This is a genomic window from Pseudomonas paraeruginosa (assembly GCF_003025345.2).
In the GTDB taxonomy this organism is placed as follows: Bacteria; Pseudomonadota; Gammaproteobacteria; order Pseudomonadales; family Pseudomonadaceae; genus Pseudomonas; species Pseudomonas paraeruginosa.
In genome coordinates, this window is record NZ_CP020560.1 from 3,502,086 (window position 1) to 3,516,224 (window position 14,139).

Annotated in this window: 11 protein-coding genes; all 11 read right to left on the bottom strand. The window is 63.4% G+C overall.

Features of this window, described 5'->3' with window-relative positions; genetic code table 11:
* Positions 1-5: 5 nt before the first annotated feature.
* Positions 6-1,199, bottom strand: coding sequence for a type VI secretion system-associated FHA domain protein TagH (gene tagH / locus B7D75_RS16525; RefSeq protein WP_043100852.1), 1,194 nt, complete (start codon positions 1,197-1,199; stop codon positions 6-8).
* A gap of 17 nt (positions 1,200-1,216) precedes the next feature.
* Positions 1,217-1,357: a hypothetical protein gene (locus B7D75_RS16530; RefSeq protein WP_043100850.1), complete on the bottom strand. Its 141-nt coding sequence runs from the start codon at positions 1,355-1,357 to the stop codon at positions 1,217-1,219.
* 88 nt (positions 1,358-1,445) lie between these two features.
* On the bottom strand, positions 1,446-2,957 hold the full coding sequence (locus tag B7D75_RS16535) for a sigma-54 interaction domain-containing protein (RefSeq protein WP_034078825.1): 1,512 nt from the start codon (positions 2,955-2,957) through the stop codon (positions 1,446-1,448).
* A 10-nt stretch (positions 2,958-2,967) separates the two neighbouring features.
* Positions 2,968-5,601 (bottom strand): type VI secretion system ATPase TssH, encoded by a 2,634-nt coding sequence (gene tssH / locus B7D75_RS16540; RefSeq protein ID WP_079384996.1) that lies wholly within the window; start codon positions 5,599-5,601, stop codon positions 2,968-2,970.
* Positions 5,602-5,607: 6 nt separating this feature from the next.
* The gene (gene tssG / locus B7D75_RS16545) at positions 5,608-6,615 is read right to left on the bottom strand and encodes a type VI secretion system baseplate subunit TssG (RefSeq protein ID WP_107114233.1); all 1,008 of its coding nucleotides are present in this window, start codon (positions 6,613-6,615) and stop codon (positions 5,608-5,610) included.
* Positions 6,579-8,366 carry a type VI secretion system baseplate subunit TssF gene (gene tssF / locus B7D75_RS16550; RefSeq protein WP_003154519.1) on the bottom strand — a complete coding sequence of 596 codons (1,788 nt, stop codon included), beginning with the start codon at positions 8,364-8,366 and terminating at the stop codon, positions 6,579-6,581. Before tssF ends, tssG begins: the two co-directional genes overlap by 37 nt.
* A gap of 218 nt (positions 8,367-8,584) precedes the next feature.
* Positions 8,585-8,992, bottom strand: coding sequence for a type VI secretion system baseplate subunit TssE (tssE, locus tag B7D75_RS16555; RefSeq protein ID WP_003154521.1), 408 nt, complete (start codon positions 8,990-8,992; stop codon positions 8,585-8,587).
* A 12-nt stretch (positions 8,993-9,004) separates the two neighbouring features.
* Positions 9,005-10,480 (bottom strand): type VI secretion system contractile sheath large subunit, encoded by a 1,476-nt coding sequence (gene tssC / locus B7D75_RS16560; RefSeq protein WP_012076242.1) that lies wholly within the window; start codon positions 10,478-10,480, stop codon positions 9,005-9,007.
* A 26-nt stretch (positions 10,481-10,506) separates the two neighbouring features.
* Positions 10,507-11,013: a type VI secretion system contractile sheath small subunit gene (gene tssB, locus B7D75_RS16565; protein ID WP_034078822.1), complete on the bottom strand. Its 507-nt coding sequence runs from the start codon at positions 11,011-11,013 to the stop codon at positions 10,507-10,509.
* Between the two features lie 35 nt (positions 11,014-11,048).
* Entirely contained in the window at positions 11,049-12,605 is a 1,557-nt protein-coding gene (gene tssA / locus B7D75_RS16570; RefSeq protein ID WP_034078821.1) for a type VI secretion system protein TssA, read from the bottom strand.
* A gap of 923 nt (positions 12,606-13,528) precedes the next feature.
* Positions 13,529-14,131 (bottom strand): glutathione S-transferase family protein, encoded by a 603-nt coding sequence (locus B7D75_RS16575; protein ID WP_012076245.1) that lies wholly within the window; start codon positions 14,129-14,131, stop codon positions 13,529-13,531.
* Positions 14,132-14,139 lie beyond the last annotated feature (8 nt).

The window sequence follows — 14,139 nt, forward strand, 5'->3', positions numbered from 1 at the left end:
GGCGATCATCCTTGGTGCTCGGTGTAGAGGGTGGAAATCAGGCGAACCTGTTCTTCGTAGGCCTGGGCGAAATCACGCGCCAGCAGGCGCTCGCTCCAGTCATTGTCCTGGCATAGCGACTGGTGGTAGCGACCGTAGGCACGCCAGCGGCTGCCCGAGGTGGCCAGCAACGGCCGGCGGCCATCGCGCTCGAAACGCAGGGCCAGCTGCTGCGGCGAGAAATGCTCGAGGGTCGCGCGCACCGCCGCCCGGCTGGCGCCGAGCAGCGCTACCTGGTGCGCCTGGAGGTCGCGGAAACTGCGTGCGACGGCCTGTTCGCCACTCAACTGGCCAGGCTTGCCATCCCGTAGCAGATGCCCCAGCGCCTCGCTGGCATCGCCGCTGAAGCGCAAGGGATTCTTGCCGGTATCGCGCAACGTGCTCAGCGACAGGCGCAGTTCGTTCTTCAGTTCGCTGCGGGTCCGCAGGCTCTGCTGCAAGCCGCCGATGCACTGCCGCAGCAAACCGGCGGCATTGATCGCCAGCGCTTCGCGCGCAGCGCCGTCGAGGCCTTCGAGGTCCACTCCGAGGGCCTGGCCGAAACGCTGCCAGAAGGCTTCGTCGTGTTCCGGACGCGGACTTTCCACGGGTTCCTGCGGAGCCGCCGGAGCGGGCACCAGCTCCGGTACGACCAGGCTTTCCATGTCGATCCGCGCGTAGTCCGCACGCGCCCCGGCCTCATGACTGGGCTGGGCGATCGCGCTCAGGTCGTCGAGTTCGTAGGCATCTGTACCGTCCTGGTCGAGCGCCTGCAACGGATCGAGGGCCAGGAAGGCATCGTCCGGAATGATGCTGCCCGCCGGCTGCGGCCGCCCGACGTCCATGGCGAACTCGTCGGGCTCGCGCAGCAACCGCGCGCGGATTTCGAAGTCGCCGAGCAGGAAGACGCTGTCCTGCTCGATGCGCTGCGGCTCGCCATGCGGCAGGCGGCTGCCGTTGCCGGCGCGGATGCCGTTGCTGCTGGTGTCGGTCAGGTAGAACGCGCCGTTGCGATAGCTGACCCGCGCATGCTGCTTGGACAGGTGCCGCTTGCGATCGGGAATCGCCCAATCGCACTCACCGCCGCGGCCGATGAGGCCGCCGTTCCTGCCGAAGGTCTTGCTGCATAGCTCCGTCGGTACGAATTGCTTGGCGCTGAGCATTTCCAATACCAGTTCCATGAGATCGCTCCTTGCGGTCACTTGCCGCGATTGACCACCTGCGGATCGCCAAGCGGGCGATAGTCGCCGTCGTTGAATTTGTAGTTGCCGCTGCAACCGGCGAGGCCGCAGAGGACGGCCAGGGCCAGAAGCACGGAGGGCCAGTGACGAACAGGCATCAGGGAGTCTCCATGGAGGGGCCGCGGACGCCGCGCTCCAGGCGCGCGCCCGGCAGGGATGGATGGAAGGAAATCTCGATCATGGGCTTCAGGTCCGGGGATCGCCGAAATGAATGTTCAGGCGTCCCATGCGATAGATCAGGGTTCGGCGCGGCAGACCCAGTTCGCGCGCGGCGAGGGTCTGGTTGCCAGCGTTTCTGCGCAGGCAGGCGAGCAGCAGGTCCCGTTCGATCTGCTCCAGATGCTCGCGCAGCTTGAGTGGCGCCTCCGCTTCCGGAGGGGCGCGCAGGGAAAAGTGTTCGGCCAGCAGCACGTCGCCTTCGCAGAGCAATACCGCGCATTCCACCAGTCCCTTCAGCTCCCGAACGTTGCCGGGAAAGCCATAGCCCTCGAGCAGTTCCAGCGCTTCCGCGGACCAGCCCAGCGGCGCGCGACGCAGGAACACGCAGGCGCGTTCGGCGAAATGCCGGGCCAGTTCGAGGGCGTCGCCCTCGCGCTGGCGCAACGGCGGCAACTCGATGGGAAACTGCGCCAGTCGGTAGTAGAGGTCTTCGCGGAACTTGCCATCGCGTACCAGCAGGGCGAGGTCACGGTGGGTAGCGGCGATGATGCGTACATCGACCTTGTGCGTGTCGTTGCCACCGAGCGGGCGAATCTCGCCTTCCTGCAGCACGCGCAACAGCTTGGCCTGGAGCGGCAGGGACATGTCGCCGATCTCGTCGAGCAACAGGGTTCCGCCGTCGGCGGCGTCGAACAGCCCGGGGCGGTCGCGTTCGGCACCGGTAAAAGCGCCCTTTCGGTAGCCGAACAGTTCGCTCTCCAGCAAGTTTTCCGGAAACGCCGCGCAGTTCTGCACCACGAAGGCCTGCGAGCGTCGTGGACCGTACTCGTGGATCGCCCGTGCGACCACCTCCTTGCCGGTACCGGTCTCGCCCTGCAGCAGTACCGTGTAGGGGGTATGCAGGACCTTGCTGATCATCCGGCAGGTCTCGCGCATCGCCGCGCTCCGACCGATCAGCCCGTAGCCGCTGACCACCGGCGCACTGGATGGTCCCTGCGGCTCACTGGCGGGATGCGCCAGGCGCTGCAGCAAATGCAACTGGGCCAGCACGAACGAGCCGAGCTGGCCCAGCGCATGGGCGAACCCCTGCAGGTTCAGTGGCCGCAGGGTGGCGCAGACAACCACCCCTCCTACCGTTTTTTCCGGGCTCATCAGCGGCACGCACAGCAGGGACAGCCACGGCTTGTCCCGTAGCGGCAGGAAGCCGGTCTCGTGCAGCCGGGCCGGAAGGTCAACGAGGCTGACCACACGGTTCTGACAAAGAGCGAACTGCAGCAGTTGCTCGCCGTTGTAGTCTGCCGGCAGGATGGAGGGCTCCAGCGCCTGCAGCAGGCCATCGCGGCACTCGGCGCTGAGTGTGAGCACCGTATGGGTCTGGTCGAGCAGGTACAGTTGGCTCAGCTCGCATCCGCAGAGCTTACCGACAGCGCACGCGAAGCCTCCCAGCAAGGCCGAGGCATCGGTTTCCCGTGACAGCGCGGTGAACTGCGCCAGCAGGGCTTCGGCAAAGGACAGCGGTTGCGCAACACGACTGAACATAGCAGCCACCTCAGGCGAACTCGCAGAACACGTGTCCGTGCTCGTCGAGTGTCGCGTGAACCCGTACGAGCCGCTCGTCGCGCGCCATCGCCTGCAGCAACCGGTCGGCCACCAGAGGCAGAAGATGAGTGTCCAGCAGATGATCGATCAGCCGGGCGCCACTGTCGCTCTGGATGCAACGTTCACCCAGGTGATCCACCAGCGCAGAGCTGTAGTCGAAAGCCAGGTGGCGGCGGGCCAGGCGCTCGCCGAGCCGGTCCAGCTTGATCCCGATCAGCTCTCGCAGCACCCTGCCGCCCACCGGGTAGTACGGCACCACCCGCATCCGTGCCAGCAACGCCGGTTTGAAATGCTGGCTGAGCACCGGGCGGATGGTGTCTTCGAGAATCTCGGGGGACGGCCGCTCGCCGTCCCGGCAAAGCGCAGCGATACGTTCGCTGGCGAGGTTGGAGGTCATCAGGAACAGGGTATTGCGGAAATCGATCTCGCGCCCTTCGCCATCGTTGGCTACACCCCTGTCGAATATCTGGTAGAAAAGGTTGAGCACGTCCGGATCGGCCTTCTCCACTTCGTCCAACAACACCACCGAATAGGGCTTCTGGCGTACCGCCTCGGTGAGCATGCCACCCTCGCCATAGCCGACATATCCGGGCGGTGCACCGATCAGGCGCGAGACGGAGTGCTTCTCCTGAAATTCGGACATGTTTATGGTGGTGATGAAACGCTCGCCGCCATACAGCAGGTCGGCTAGCGCCAGCGCGGTCTCGGTCTTGCCCACCCCGCTCGGCCCCACCAGAAGGAACACACCGACCGGCGCATCGGGCTTGTTCAGCCCTGACGCGGTGGCGCGCATCGAACGGTCCAGTGCCCTGATCGCCTGTTCCTGGCCCCGGATTCGCGCCCGCAGGTCGTCGGCGAACCCCACCACCTTGGCATTGTGCTCCCGCGCCAGTTGCTCCACCGGTACACCGGTCCAAGCGCTGATCACCTCGGCGACCAGGCGCGGGCAGACCTCGAAACTGACCAGCCGCCCCTGGGCCTGGGCATCGGCGAGTGCCTGGCGGGTTTCGTGAAGGGCCTTTTCCAGGGCTTCGACACCGCCATGCTCGTCGGCCGGGAAAGCCTCCGCGTCCGCCTCGCCGCCCTGCTCTTCCCGGCTCGCCTCGCGGGCCCTGGCCAATTGCTGGCGCAGGGCGAGCAGGCGCTCGGCGAGCTCGCGCTGATGGTTCCACTGGCCCTCTTGTACGTGCCGCTCACTTTCCGCTTGGGCCAGGCGTTCTTCCAGCACCTGCAGGGCCTCGTGGTCGATCGGCAGCCCTGCCTCGGCATCGCGGCGCAGGGCCTGGCGCTGGCGCTCACCTTCGGCCAGCTCGCCGCGCAGGCGCTCGAGACTCTCCGGCGCCGCCGCCAGGCTGATGCGCACCCGCGCACAGGCGGTGTCGAGGACGTCGACGGCCTTGTCCGGCAACTGGCGACCCGCCAGGTAGCGGGCGGACAGTTCGGCGGCTGCCACCACCGCGTCGTCGCGCAGGTAGATACCGTGGCTTTCCTCGTAAACACGGGCCAGGCCACGCAGGATTGTCACCGCTTCGGCAACGCTCGGCTCATGCAGTTGCACGGGCTGGAAACGCCGGGCCAGCGCCGGGTCCTTCTCGAAATACTTCTTGTACTCGGCCCAGGTCGTCGCCGCGATGGTACGCAACTCACCGCGTGCCAGGGCCGGCTTGAGCAGGTTGGCGGCATCCGAGCCGCCGGCCTGACCGCCCGCGCCGATCAGCGTATGGGCCTCGTCGATGAACAGGATGGTCGGCCTGGGCGCCGCCTTCACTTCGTCAATGACGCCTTTCAGGCGCCGCTCGAACTCGCCCTTCACGCTGGCACCGGCCTGCAACAGGCCCATGTCGAGGGACAACAGCTCGACGTCCCTCAGTGCCGGCGGCACTTCCCCTGCGGCGATCCGCGAGGCCAGGCCTTCGACGATGGCGGTCTTGCCGACGCCAGCCTCGCCGACCACGATGGGGTTGTTTTTCCGCCGACGGGCCAGGATGTCGACCATCTGGCGAATAGCCCCGTCGCGACAGAGCACCGGATCGAGCTTGCCGTCGCGCGCCTGCTGGGTAAGGTTGTGGGTGAAACGCTGCAACAGGGACTCGCCGCCGCCCGGCTTGCCGCTGGGCGCGCCCTCCAGCGGCTGCGAGAGCGCGAAATCCTTCAACCGCTCGATGTCGAGCCGCGCCAGCAGCGGCTGGTAGCGGCTGCCGGCATAGCGCAACGGGTTGCGTAGCAGGGCCAGGATCAATGCCGCCTGGTCGATCTGGCTACGGCCCAGTTCGAGGTTGGCCAGCAACAGCGCATCCTGCAGCCACTGCACCAGCTCGGGCGCGAACACCGGATTGCGCGAGGCACTGTGCTCGCCCCGCGCTTGCAACGCGGCGTTGAGTTCGCCGGCGTCCACCGCGGCATCCTGCAGGGCGCGCGCCAGCAATCCCTGGGGACGCTCCAGCAGGCCCAGCAACAGGTCTTCCACCAGTACCCTGCTGCCGCCGCGGGCGACGCAGCGCTCGGCGGAGCCCTCCAGGTCGCGCCGGGTGTCGGCATCCAGCGCCTGAATCAGTTGTTGCAGGTCTACGTTGATCATGCTCATCCATCCTTAATGAATCATGCTGCCCAGCGTCACCACGCCATCGGCGCGTTCCCGGCCCAGCCAACTGGTCCAGCCAAGGCGGCACGGGTTCTGCGCGCCGATGCGGAACTCGCGGATTTCCTCGTGGCGCAGGACCAGTCGGATGTCATAGTCGAGCGGGTCACGCAGGGTGAAGCGCACCAGCGCACAAAGCGGCTGGTAACCGGGACCGATTGGCAGGAACTCGTGAAAGCGCTGCCAATCGAGCTGGCGGATATGAATGCGGAACTTGCCGCTGCGGTCGCGAACCCGTTCGCCCAGCACTGCGTCCTCGCCAAGCTGGCTGTTGAACAGACCGAGCCGGTTGCGCTGCTCCTCGAGGATCGCGACGCGCCGTTCGATGCATTGCTCGGCGAGCAGCTCGGCGTGCTTGAAGTAGTAGCGCAGCACCGACTCGATCAGGGCCGCCGAGTGAGCCCGCAGGCTGAGCAGACCGAGGTAGGGCAGCAGACGTTTCCAGTTCAGCTCCCTGGCCTTGCGGATCTCTTCTCCACCCAGCCCGACAAGGGAGAACAATTGGGCGGAGAACGCATCGCTCGCGCCGCTCTGGAAGCTCACCCGGTAGCGATACTTGCGCCAGATGGGCAACAGCAACCGATGCAGGCGGTGATGGAAAAGATCGAGGAAGTTCCGCGTAGGGTTACTCTCCTCACTGTCGCCCAGGGCCTGCTCGCTGTAGAACGCCGGCAGCGGCGAACTGGAACCGAACAACCCCATCAGGTTGAAGCGCAGCCGCGCCCGCAGCATGCCGCGCTCTTCGAAGAACTCCACCCGATCTATATCGCTGGCCGGAAAGCCGAGACTAGGATTGGCCTGGAATTCCAGCTGATCGTAAAGCGCCTCGTCCCCCAGCCCGGGGTATTGCTCGCGCAGACGATCCATGACCAGCAGGACCGCCTGGAACAGCGAGTATTCGCGAATACCCCGTGCCAACGCGCTTACAGCAGGGGCTGCAAACCCATGCGCGGTTTCCATTGGTACACGTCTCCCTGTGTGCTCCTCACCCGCAATTCGTGGTAAGAGTTGATGCTGGCGTAAAGTGCGAAAAATTCGTTCAGAACCGAAGCGAACACAAACAGGTCGCCCTCGCCGATATAGCCTTCCGGATCGATCGTCAGCTCGGTACGCAAGCCGCGCAGCGGCAGCCCTCGGTGCAAGCGGTCGACATGCTCGTGGCGGACCGCCTTGAGCCCGCCCAGCAGGCGCTTGCTGACCTTCGCGGCATGCTGGTCGTAGTAGCGCGGCAGGTCGTAGGTTTCGAGGATCACCTTGAGTGCATCGACGTTGGCCAAAGACAGGTAGTTGAGCGACATGTTGCTGATCAGCTTCCAGAGGAAGTCGCGGTGCAACGGCGGCGCGTAACTCGGGGTCGCCGGGGTGATATTGCGGAAACCGAGGAACTCCGGTGTGCCTTCGCAGGCGACGCAGATGTCGCCCAGGCGCAGCCGCTGCGGCAGGTTCTGATTCGTGCAGGTAAGCTCCACCGACAGCGTCTCGATCTGCTCGGGATGGCGGATGCCGAAGCTCAGGTAGGTATCCAGGCCATCATGCAGGAGCGAGGTGCGTTGCCGGATGCTGTAATGGGGACGAGCCTCGGGTACATCGAAGCTGGGATCGTGCTCGAACGATTCGAACGGCACATATCCCCGGTAGCCTAGTCCGCCCGGCCGCCAGCCGGTGACACTTTCCACCGAGAACACTCCGCAGTCCTCCAGGGCATATCTGACCGGCATAAGCAGGTACTCGTCCTGCTTGCCGTCGAGACGGATAGGTAGCGCATCATGGCGGAACAGGTTGACCACCGGAGTGCAGTACAGCCTGATATTCTCCAGCGTCGGGTGCAGGCGCTGGATGCCGTTCTTGCGGATATCGAAACGCAAATCCAGGCCACGAACCTGCTTGAGGAGGTCATCGGGCAGGCTGTCGAGCAGCTCCAGTCCATCGACGTCGACGAAAAGGAACTTGTCCTGGAACGCGAAGTACTCCTGCAGGTAGCGGTAGCCGCGGAAGGTATTCAGCGGATAGGGAATCAGCGCCTCGTCCTCGGCGAACCCCACCGGCCGCACCCGCTCGCCCGCCAGGCGAAACGCCAGCGGCTTGCCGTCGACCCCATCGAGCGGAAGCCCCTGGGCGCCTAACGGGATCAGTTGGATATTGTCCAGATTGCGCAATAGGCACAGGTAGAGCATCTGGCTGATGTAACGCTCGCCAGTCAGGTGCAGGCGCAGGCGGTTCAGTCGCAGCTCGCCGAGATGCCCGTCGCAGTTCATCTCCAGTCGCAAGCCCAGCAATGCGCCGTCGCCAGTCACCGAGTAGTTCAGCGCCTTCAGGGTGAGCGGCAGGACTTCGGTGGTATAGCAAGTGCGGAAGCGGCAGGCGACCTCGCCTACCGGCCGGCTTTCCACCGGGGTATCGCGTTCCACGCGCAGTGCTTCGCCTGGTCGGGTCAGCGGGTCGAACTGGAGGATGCTGAACGCCGGCAAGGGGCGCATATAGTTCGGCCACAGCAAGTGCATCATCGAGTGGCTGAGTTCCGGCAACTCGTCGTCCAGCTTCTGCCGCAACCGTCCGGTCAGGAACGCGAAGCCCTCGAGCAGCCGCTCGACGTCCGGATCGCGCCCGGCCTGACCGAGGAACGGCGCCAAGGCTGGGCTGCGCTCGGCGAAACGGCGTCCCAACTGTCGCAGTGCGGTGAGTTCGCTCTGGTAGTAGTGGTTAAAGGGCATGGCGTAGAGATCCGCAGATAGGCGCGATGGCAGGCTCCAGGAACGAGGCGGCGCCCAACGAAGACAGTGCCGAAACCAGTGGTATTCTCTTTCTTGCAGGCATGCGTCCCTGCCTGTCTTTCCTGGAGCCCTCGACTCCATCGGCGGCCAGGCCAGGGAACCGGCGGGCGCCAGGAGCGAGCTCACGGACGATGGGCTTGCAGGACATCAGAACCTCCTCAACTGACCGTCACCTGGCCGCGCCCATCCAGGCACGCGGAAAAACTCACCTGGCGCTTGACTCCCTCCACTTCCAGCAGGCCCTCTATGCTGAAGGCCAGGCGGAGTTGGTCGTTGTCCGGCGGCAGGGGAACGACATGCACCTCGCCCAGGCGTGGTTCATAGGCCTCGATGAAGCTTTCGATGGCCGCCCGGGCCTGGCTCAGGGCATCATGCAGGCTCAGGCGCATGTCGTTGAGATCGGGTAACCCGTAGTCGGACAGCGTCTGCACGCTGCCCGCCCGGGTGCTGAGCATCTTGGCCAGATGGGCAGCCACCGACGCCATGGCGGAAACCTCGCTGCTCCAGCCAGCGCGTTTATCCGTCTCGCCGGTGAGGCGTTCGAACAGACTGCCGTATCCGGTCATGGGACGCCCCGCTTACTCCTTGTCCAACTTGCCGACCAACGACAGGGTGAAGTCCGCCCCCATGTACTTGAAGTGCGGACGCACGTTCAAGCTGACGCGGTACCAGCCCGGCTCACCCTCGACATCACTGACGATGATCTGCGCGGCACGCAGAGGACGCCGGCCGCGGACCTCGGCGCTGGGGTTTTCCTGGTCGGCAACGTACTGGCGGATCCACTTGTTCAGTTCCAGTTCCAGGTCGGTGCGTTCCTTCCAAGAGCCCAGTTGCTCGCGTTGCAGCACCTTCAGGTAATGGGCCAGGCGGTTGACGATCATCATGTACGGGAGTTGCGTACCGAGCTTGTAGTTCAGCTCCGCAGCCTTGCCTTCGGCACTGATACCGAAGAACTTCGGCTTCTGCACCGAACTGGCGGAAAAGAACGCTGCGTTATCGCTACCCTTGCGCATGGTCAGGGAAATGAAGCCTTCCTCGGCCAACTCGAACTCGCGGCGATCGGACACCAGCACCTCGGTAGGAATCTTGGTCTCGATCTCGCCCATGCTTTCGAAGTGATGCAGCGGCAAGTCCTCCACCGCGCCGCCGCTCTGCGGCCCGACGATGTTCGGGCACCAACGGTACTTGGCGAAGCTGTCGGTCAGCCTGGTACCAAAGGCATAGGCGGTGTTGCCCCACAGGTAATGCTCGTGGCTGTTGGCCACGGTCTCCTTGTAGGCGAACGATTTGACCGGGTTTTCTTCCGGATCGTAGGGCGTGCGCAGCAGGAAGCGCGGGACGGTCAGCGCCACATAGCGAGAATCCTCGGACTGGCGGAAGCTCTGCCACTTGGCGAACTGCGGGCCTTCGAAGTGATCCTTCAGGTCCTTCAGGTCCGGCAGCCCGGTAAAGCTCTCCAGACCGAAAAACTTTGGCCCGGCAGCGGCCACGAACGGCGCGTGGGCCATGCAGGCCACGCTGGAGACGTACTGCATCAGCTTGACGTCCGGCGAGCTGGGCGACAGGTAGTAGTTGGCGATGATCGCGCCGACCGGCTGGCCACCGAACTGTCCATATTCTGCGGTGTAGATATGCTTGTACAGGCCGGATTGCATTACCTCCGGCGAGTCCTCGAAATCGTCCAGCAAGTCCTCCTTGGATACGCTGAGGATCTCGATCCTGATGTTCTCGCGGAAGTTCGTGCGGTCGACCAGCAATTGCAGGCCGCGCCAGGCCGACTCCAGGGCCTGGAAGTCCGGATGATGGAGGATCTCGTCCATCTGACTGCCGAGCTTGGCATCGATCTCGGCGATCATCCGATCGACCATCGCCTTCTTCACCGGCTCGCCTTCGTTCTGCGGCTTGAGCAGTTCCTCAATGAAGGCCGACACACCGCGCCTGGCGATGTCGTAGGCCTCGTCGTCCGGGCTCAAGCGAGTTTCGGCAATGATGCTGTCGAGAATGTTGTACTCACCGTTCTCGTTCCGGTTTTGCTGTGCGGCATTCGTGCTCATGTATCTGCTTCCTTGGCTAGGGGCGCTCAGGCGTCCTGGGATGGGGTGGTATTCAGTCCCAACTCGCCCAGCACACGGCTACGGGATTCGTCATCTGCCAGCACGCCCTCGATGGCCTTGCGGAACGCCGGGGCATTACCCAGCGGCCCCTTGAGGGCGACCAGCGCATCGCGCAGTTCCATCAGTTTCTTCAACTCGGGCACCTGCTCGACGATGCTGGCGGGATTGAAGTCCTTCATCGAGTTGATCTGCAGGCTAACCGCCAACTCCTCACCGCCCCCCTCCACCTGCAGACGGTTGGCCACGCTCAGGGTCAGACCCAGTTCCTGCTTGGCCAGCACTTCGTCGAAGGTCATCTTGTCAATGCTGATGGGCTTGCGATTCTCCACCTTGCGCTCATCCGCGCGCTGGGTGTAATCCCCGATCGCCAGCAGCTTCAACGGCAGTTCGATTTCCTCCTGCGCCCCGCCCGTGGCGGGTTTGAAAGTGACGTTGATGCGTTCCTTTGGGGCTACCGAGCCTTCTTTGGCCATGGCTTTTTCTCCTTGAAAAATGAGGGCGCGCGGCCCTATTCGAGCACCACCTCGAGATCGAGATGGCACAGCCTGCGATAAATGTCGTCCTTGCGTTCTCGCACGGCATGGTTCTGCGGCAGCAGCTCGCAGCAACTGTGCAGCAGGTGCAGTACATCCAGCGCAAGCTCGGGTTCCCAGGCGCTGAGGCCGGACTCGTGCAACTGCTGGTCGAGGCTTTCCAGCTGGGTCTTGGCCAGTTCGTATTTCTTCGCCAGGAAGCACAACCGTGCCAGGCTCAGTTGCCAGAAGAACCGGGCACGGCCGCCATGTGCACGCGTCATGCCCTGTTTGAGGACCTGTACTGCGGCTTTCAAGCCGTCCTTGCGCAGGATTGGCTGGGCCTCGTCGAGTGCGATGTCCCACTCGGCCTGTAGCGCCACGTTCTCCGCCATGCGCGGGACGCTGCCGCTCTGTAGATGCGGCATGACGTGGGCACTGATCCAGCTGCGGGTGGCCGGTTCGGCAAACGCCGTGCCATCGTGGAAGCGCAGGTCCACCAAACCCGGCAACCGCTGCAGCAGCAGCGCAAAATGCATCTCGACTTCCCGCATAGCCTTATCGGCATTGAGCCCCTGCAGACATTCCCAGACCAAACGCTGCCCGTCGAACCAGAACGGCGCCCGGGACAGGCTCGCTTCCAACTCCACCAGCAGGTCGGCGTACAGGCCTTGGGCGAAACGCTCCTGGTAGCTCTTCAGCCTGTCCGCCGGTACGCCCCTGAGCGCGGTGACCTGTTCGCCATTGCGCTCTGGCATGGTCTCGATGGGCAGCCAGAGCATCGTCCGGTTGAGGCGCAGCGCGCGCAGGTCGGTGGCTTTCTGCCGCAGCCACCAGGCGCACAGGGAACGAGCGGCTTCCTGCTGGGCGCGCATGGACTTGTGCGCGTCACGCTCGTTGTCGATGGGGGTACCGGGAGCCAGCAACTGGCTGGCCGCCTGCTTGACCTGGGCCACCATGGCGCCGACCATCCCGGGCTCCGGCTGGTCGTCAGTGGTGCGCTGGAGCATGCTCGCCAGGCGCCGGCTGATAGGCAGGAGCAACGGTGCTTCATCGCCCAACTGCTCGGTCAAGACGGAATCGAGGCTGTCCAGATGCTCGACGAGACGTCGGAATAGGGGGAATTGCTCCTTGAGCGGAACGCTCTCGCTGAGCGCCTGCTCCAATCGAGGCACCAGCCAGGCGATGGCCGCGGCTCGGGTGCGCGGCTTGGCCGGGTGCATCTCGACCCAGTGCCTGCAGCACAACCGGTCCAGCAGTCCCAGGCCGGCCAGCAACCCGCTAAAGGACTCGCGCTGGTAGAGAGCCCAGGTCAACCAAGCGGCGACACGCAGGTCCTTGGACTGGGTGCGCAGAAGCACCTCGCTGTTTTCCAGGATCTTCAACCAGTCGACCTGACCACTTTCGTGGAGCGACAGCGCCTTGCCCAACTCGTTCTCCAGGGCTTCGTACTCACTGGAGAAACGCACATCTTCCCCCGCAAAGACATCCTTTGAAATCGGCTGGTCCGCGAGTTCGAGATAATGCAAGGAGAGCTTGCTTGAATAGGTCATCCTAACCCTTCAATGCACACCATGTGCGTCAGTAAATATCTTGATAGCTCAATTGCTTGGCAGGGAAACCCAAATGAGAATCCCAGTAAACTGCCGAGCGCTTTGTCTCCTCATGAAAACAACATAAAAACCGGCTTGCAATAGGAGCTCCCTTTTTTGGGAATTTTCCTATTCGCTGATACGTATCAATGAAGGGTCATCAAATGGCAAGCCTGTTTCTACGGCCTTGCAGTGCGTCGACAGCCATCATAACGACATTGGTGGCCTTTTGGAAAACCCTACCAAAACAGGTAGTTAAAAAAACAAGAAACAGCCCTCAGCCTTAAGAAGGCCAATATGCCAAAAGACCTCCAATGATTCCGTCCTTGGCTGAGAATAGAACTCAAGGATGTGCAAAAAGCTGCACAACCGTAACTTCCAGCCTTTCAAAATTAGTCTTCAAGCCCTTGTTAACGCTGCCTAGCACGCAACTGCGCAAAAAGCTGCACACAACATTCCAGCCCCGCATCATCTCAACTGTTTCTTCTAAAGAAATGCGAAACGAATGACACTTGAGCAACTGATGAAACTGAAACAGAAATACAGGGAAATAAGCTCGGGGCATTGCGGGACACAGCCTCCGATGAGGCGTAACCCTGACCCAACGGGAGGCCGTGCAAACCGTCCCCACGACCAGCCCAGCTTCCATTGGACGCCATGTTGGCACGCTAGCAGCCGGCTCGCCCAGTTCCCCGGCCAGAACAGTGACCGTGCGACATACGGCCACTAGCGATGTGCAATGGAGCCAAAACAGGTAGGCGAACCTTCGCCGAATGCCGAATAAAGAAAGACCGGCGGTATCACCCGCCGGCCTTTTCCGCCGCGAAGGCGGCTTTGAATCCATCGTCTGAAAAGTGCCTGCCCGCTTTGGACAGTTCCTTCCCTCAGTCCAGCATCCCCACGTACCCAGGCACCTCCCCTACCCGCCTGATCCACGCGCGGATCGCCGGATAGGCCGTCAGGTCGAAGCCGCCTTCGTCGGCGACATGGGTGTAGGCGTAGAGGGTGATATCGGCAATGGAGAACTGTTCTCCGACCAGGAACGGCGTGCGCGCGAGCTGTTTTTCCATGACGTCGAGGGCCTTGTAGCCGCCGGTTTTCTTCTCTTCGAATTCGGCGCGGCGGGCCTCCGGGAGGCCGAGGTAGAGCTTGATGAAGCGCGCCACGGCCACATAGGGCTCATGGCTGTATTGCTCGAAGAATTGCCATTGCAGCACCTGGGTGCGCAGGCGCGGTTCGCTGGGCAGCAGGGCACTGCCGTCGGCGAGGAAGTTGAGGATCGCGTTGGACTCCCACAGGCAACTGCCGTCCTCCAGCTCCAGCACCGGAATCTTGCCGTTGGGGTTCTTCGCCAGGAATTCCGGGGTCTGGGTCTCGCCCTTTAGGATGTCCACCGGTAGCCACTGGTAGTCGATGCCGAGCAGCGACATGGCCAGCTTGATCTTGTAGCAGTTGCCCGAACGGTAATCACCGTAGACCTTGTACATCGTGTCGC

Bases quoted from the DNA above. Each gene is read 5' to 3' on its own strand.
- tssH (WP_079384996.1), bottom strand. From the start codon at position 5,601: ATGAGCATGATCAACGTAGACCTGCAACAACTGATTCAGGCGCTGGAT.
- tssC (WP_012076242.1), bottom strand. From the start codon at position 10,480: ATGAGCACGAATGCCGCACAGCAAAACCGGAACGAGAACGGTGAGTAC.
- tssF (WP_003154519.1), bottom strand. From the start codon at position 8,366: ATGCCCTTTAACCACTACTACCAGAGCGAACTCACCGCACTGCGACAG.
- tssE (WP_003154521.1), bottom strand. From the start codon at position 8,992: ATGACCGGATACGGCAGTCTGTTCGAACGCCTCACCGGCGAGACGGAT.
- B7D75_RS16575 (WP_012076245.1), bottom strand. From the start codon at position 14,131: ATGTACAAGGTCTACGGTGATTACCGTTCGGGCAACTGCTACAAGATC.
- tssG (WP_107114233.1), bottom strand. From the start codon at position 6,615: ATGGAAACCGCGCATGGGTTTGCAGCCCCTGCTGTAAGCGCGTTGGCA.
- B7D75_RS16535 (WP_034078825.1), bottom strand. From the start codon at position 2,957: ATGTTCAGTCGTGTTGCGCAACCGCTGTCCTTTGCCGAAGCCCTGCTG.
- tagH (WP_043100852.1), bottom strand. From the start codon at position 1,199: ATGGAACTGGTATTGGAAATGCTCAGCGCCAAGCAATTCGTACCGACG.
- tssA (WP_034078821.1), bottom strand. From the start codon at position 12,605: ATGACCTATTCAAGCAAGCTCTCCTTGCATTATCTCGAACTCGCGGAC.
- tssB (WP_034078822.1), bottom strand. From the start codon at position 11,013: ATGGCCAAAGAAGGCTCGGTAGCCCCAAAGGAACGCATCAACGTCACT.
- B7D75_RS16530 (WP_043100850.1), bottom strand. From the start codon at position 1,357: ATGCCTGTTCGTCACTGGCCCTCCGTGCTTCTGGCCCTGGCCGTCCTC.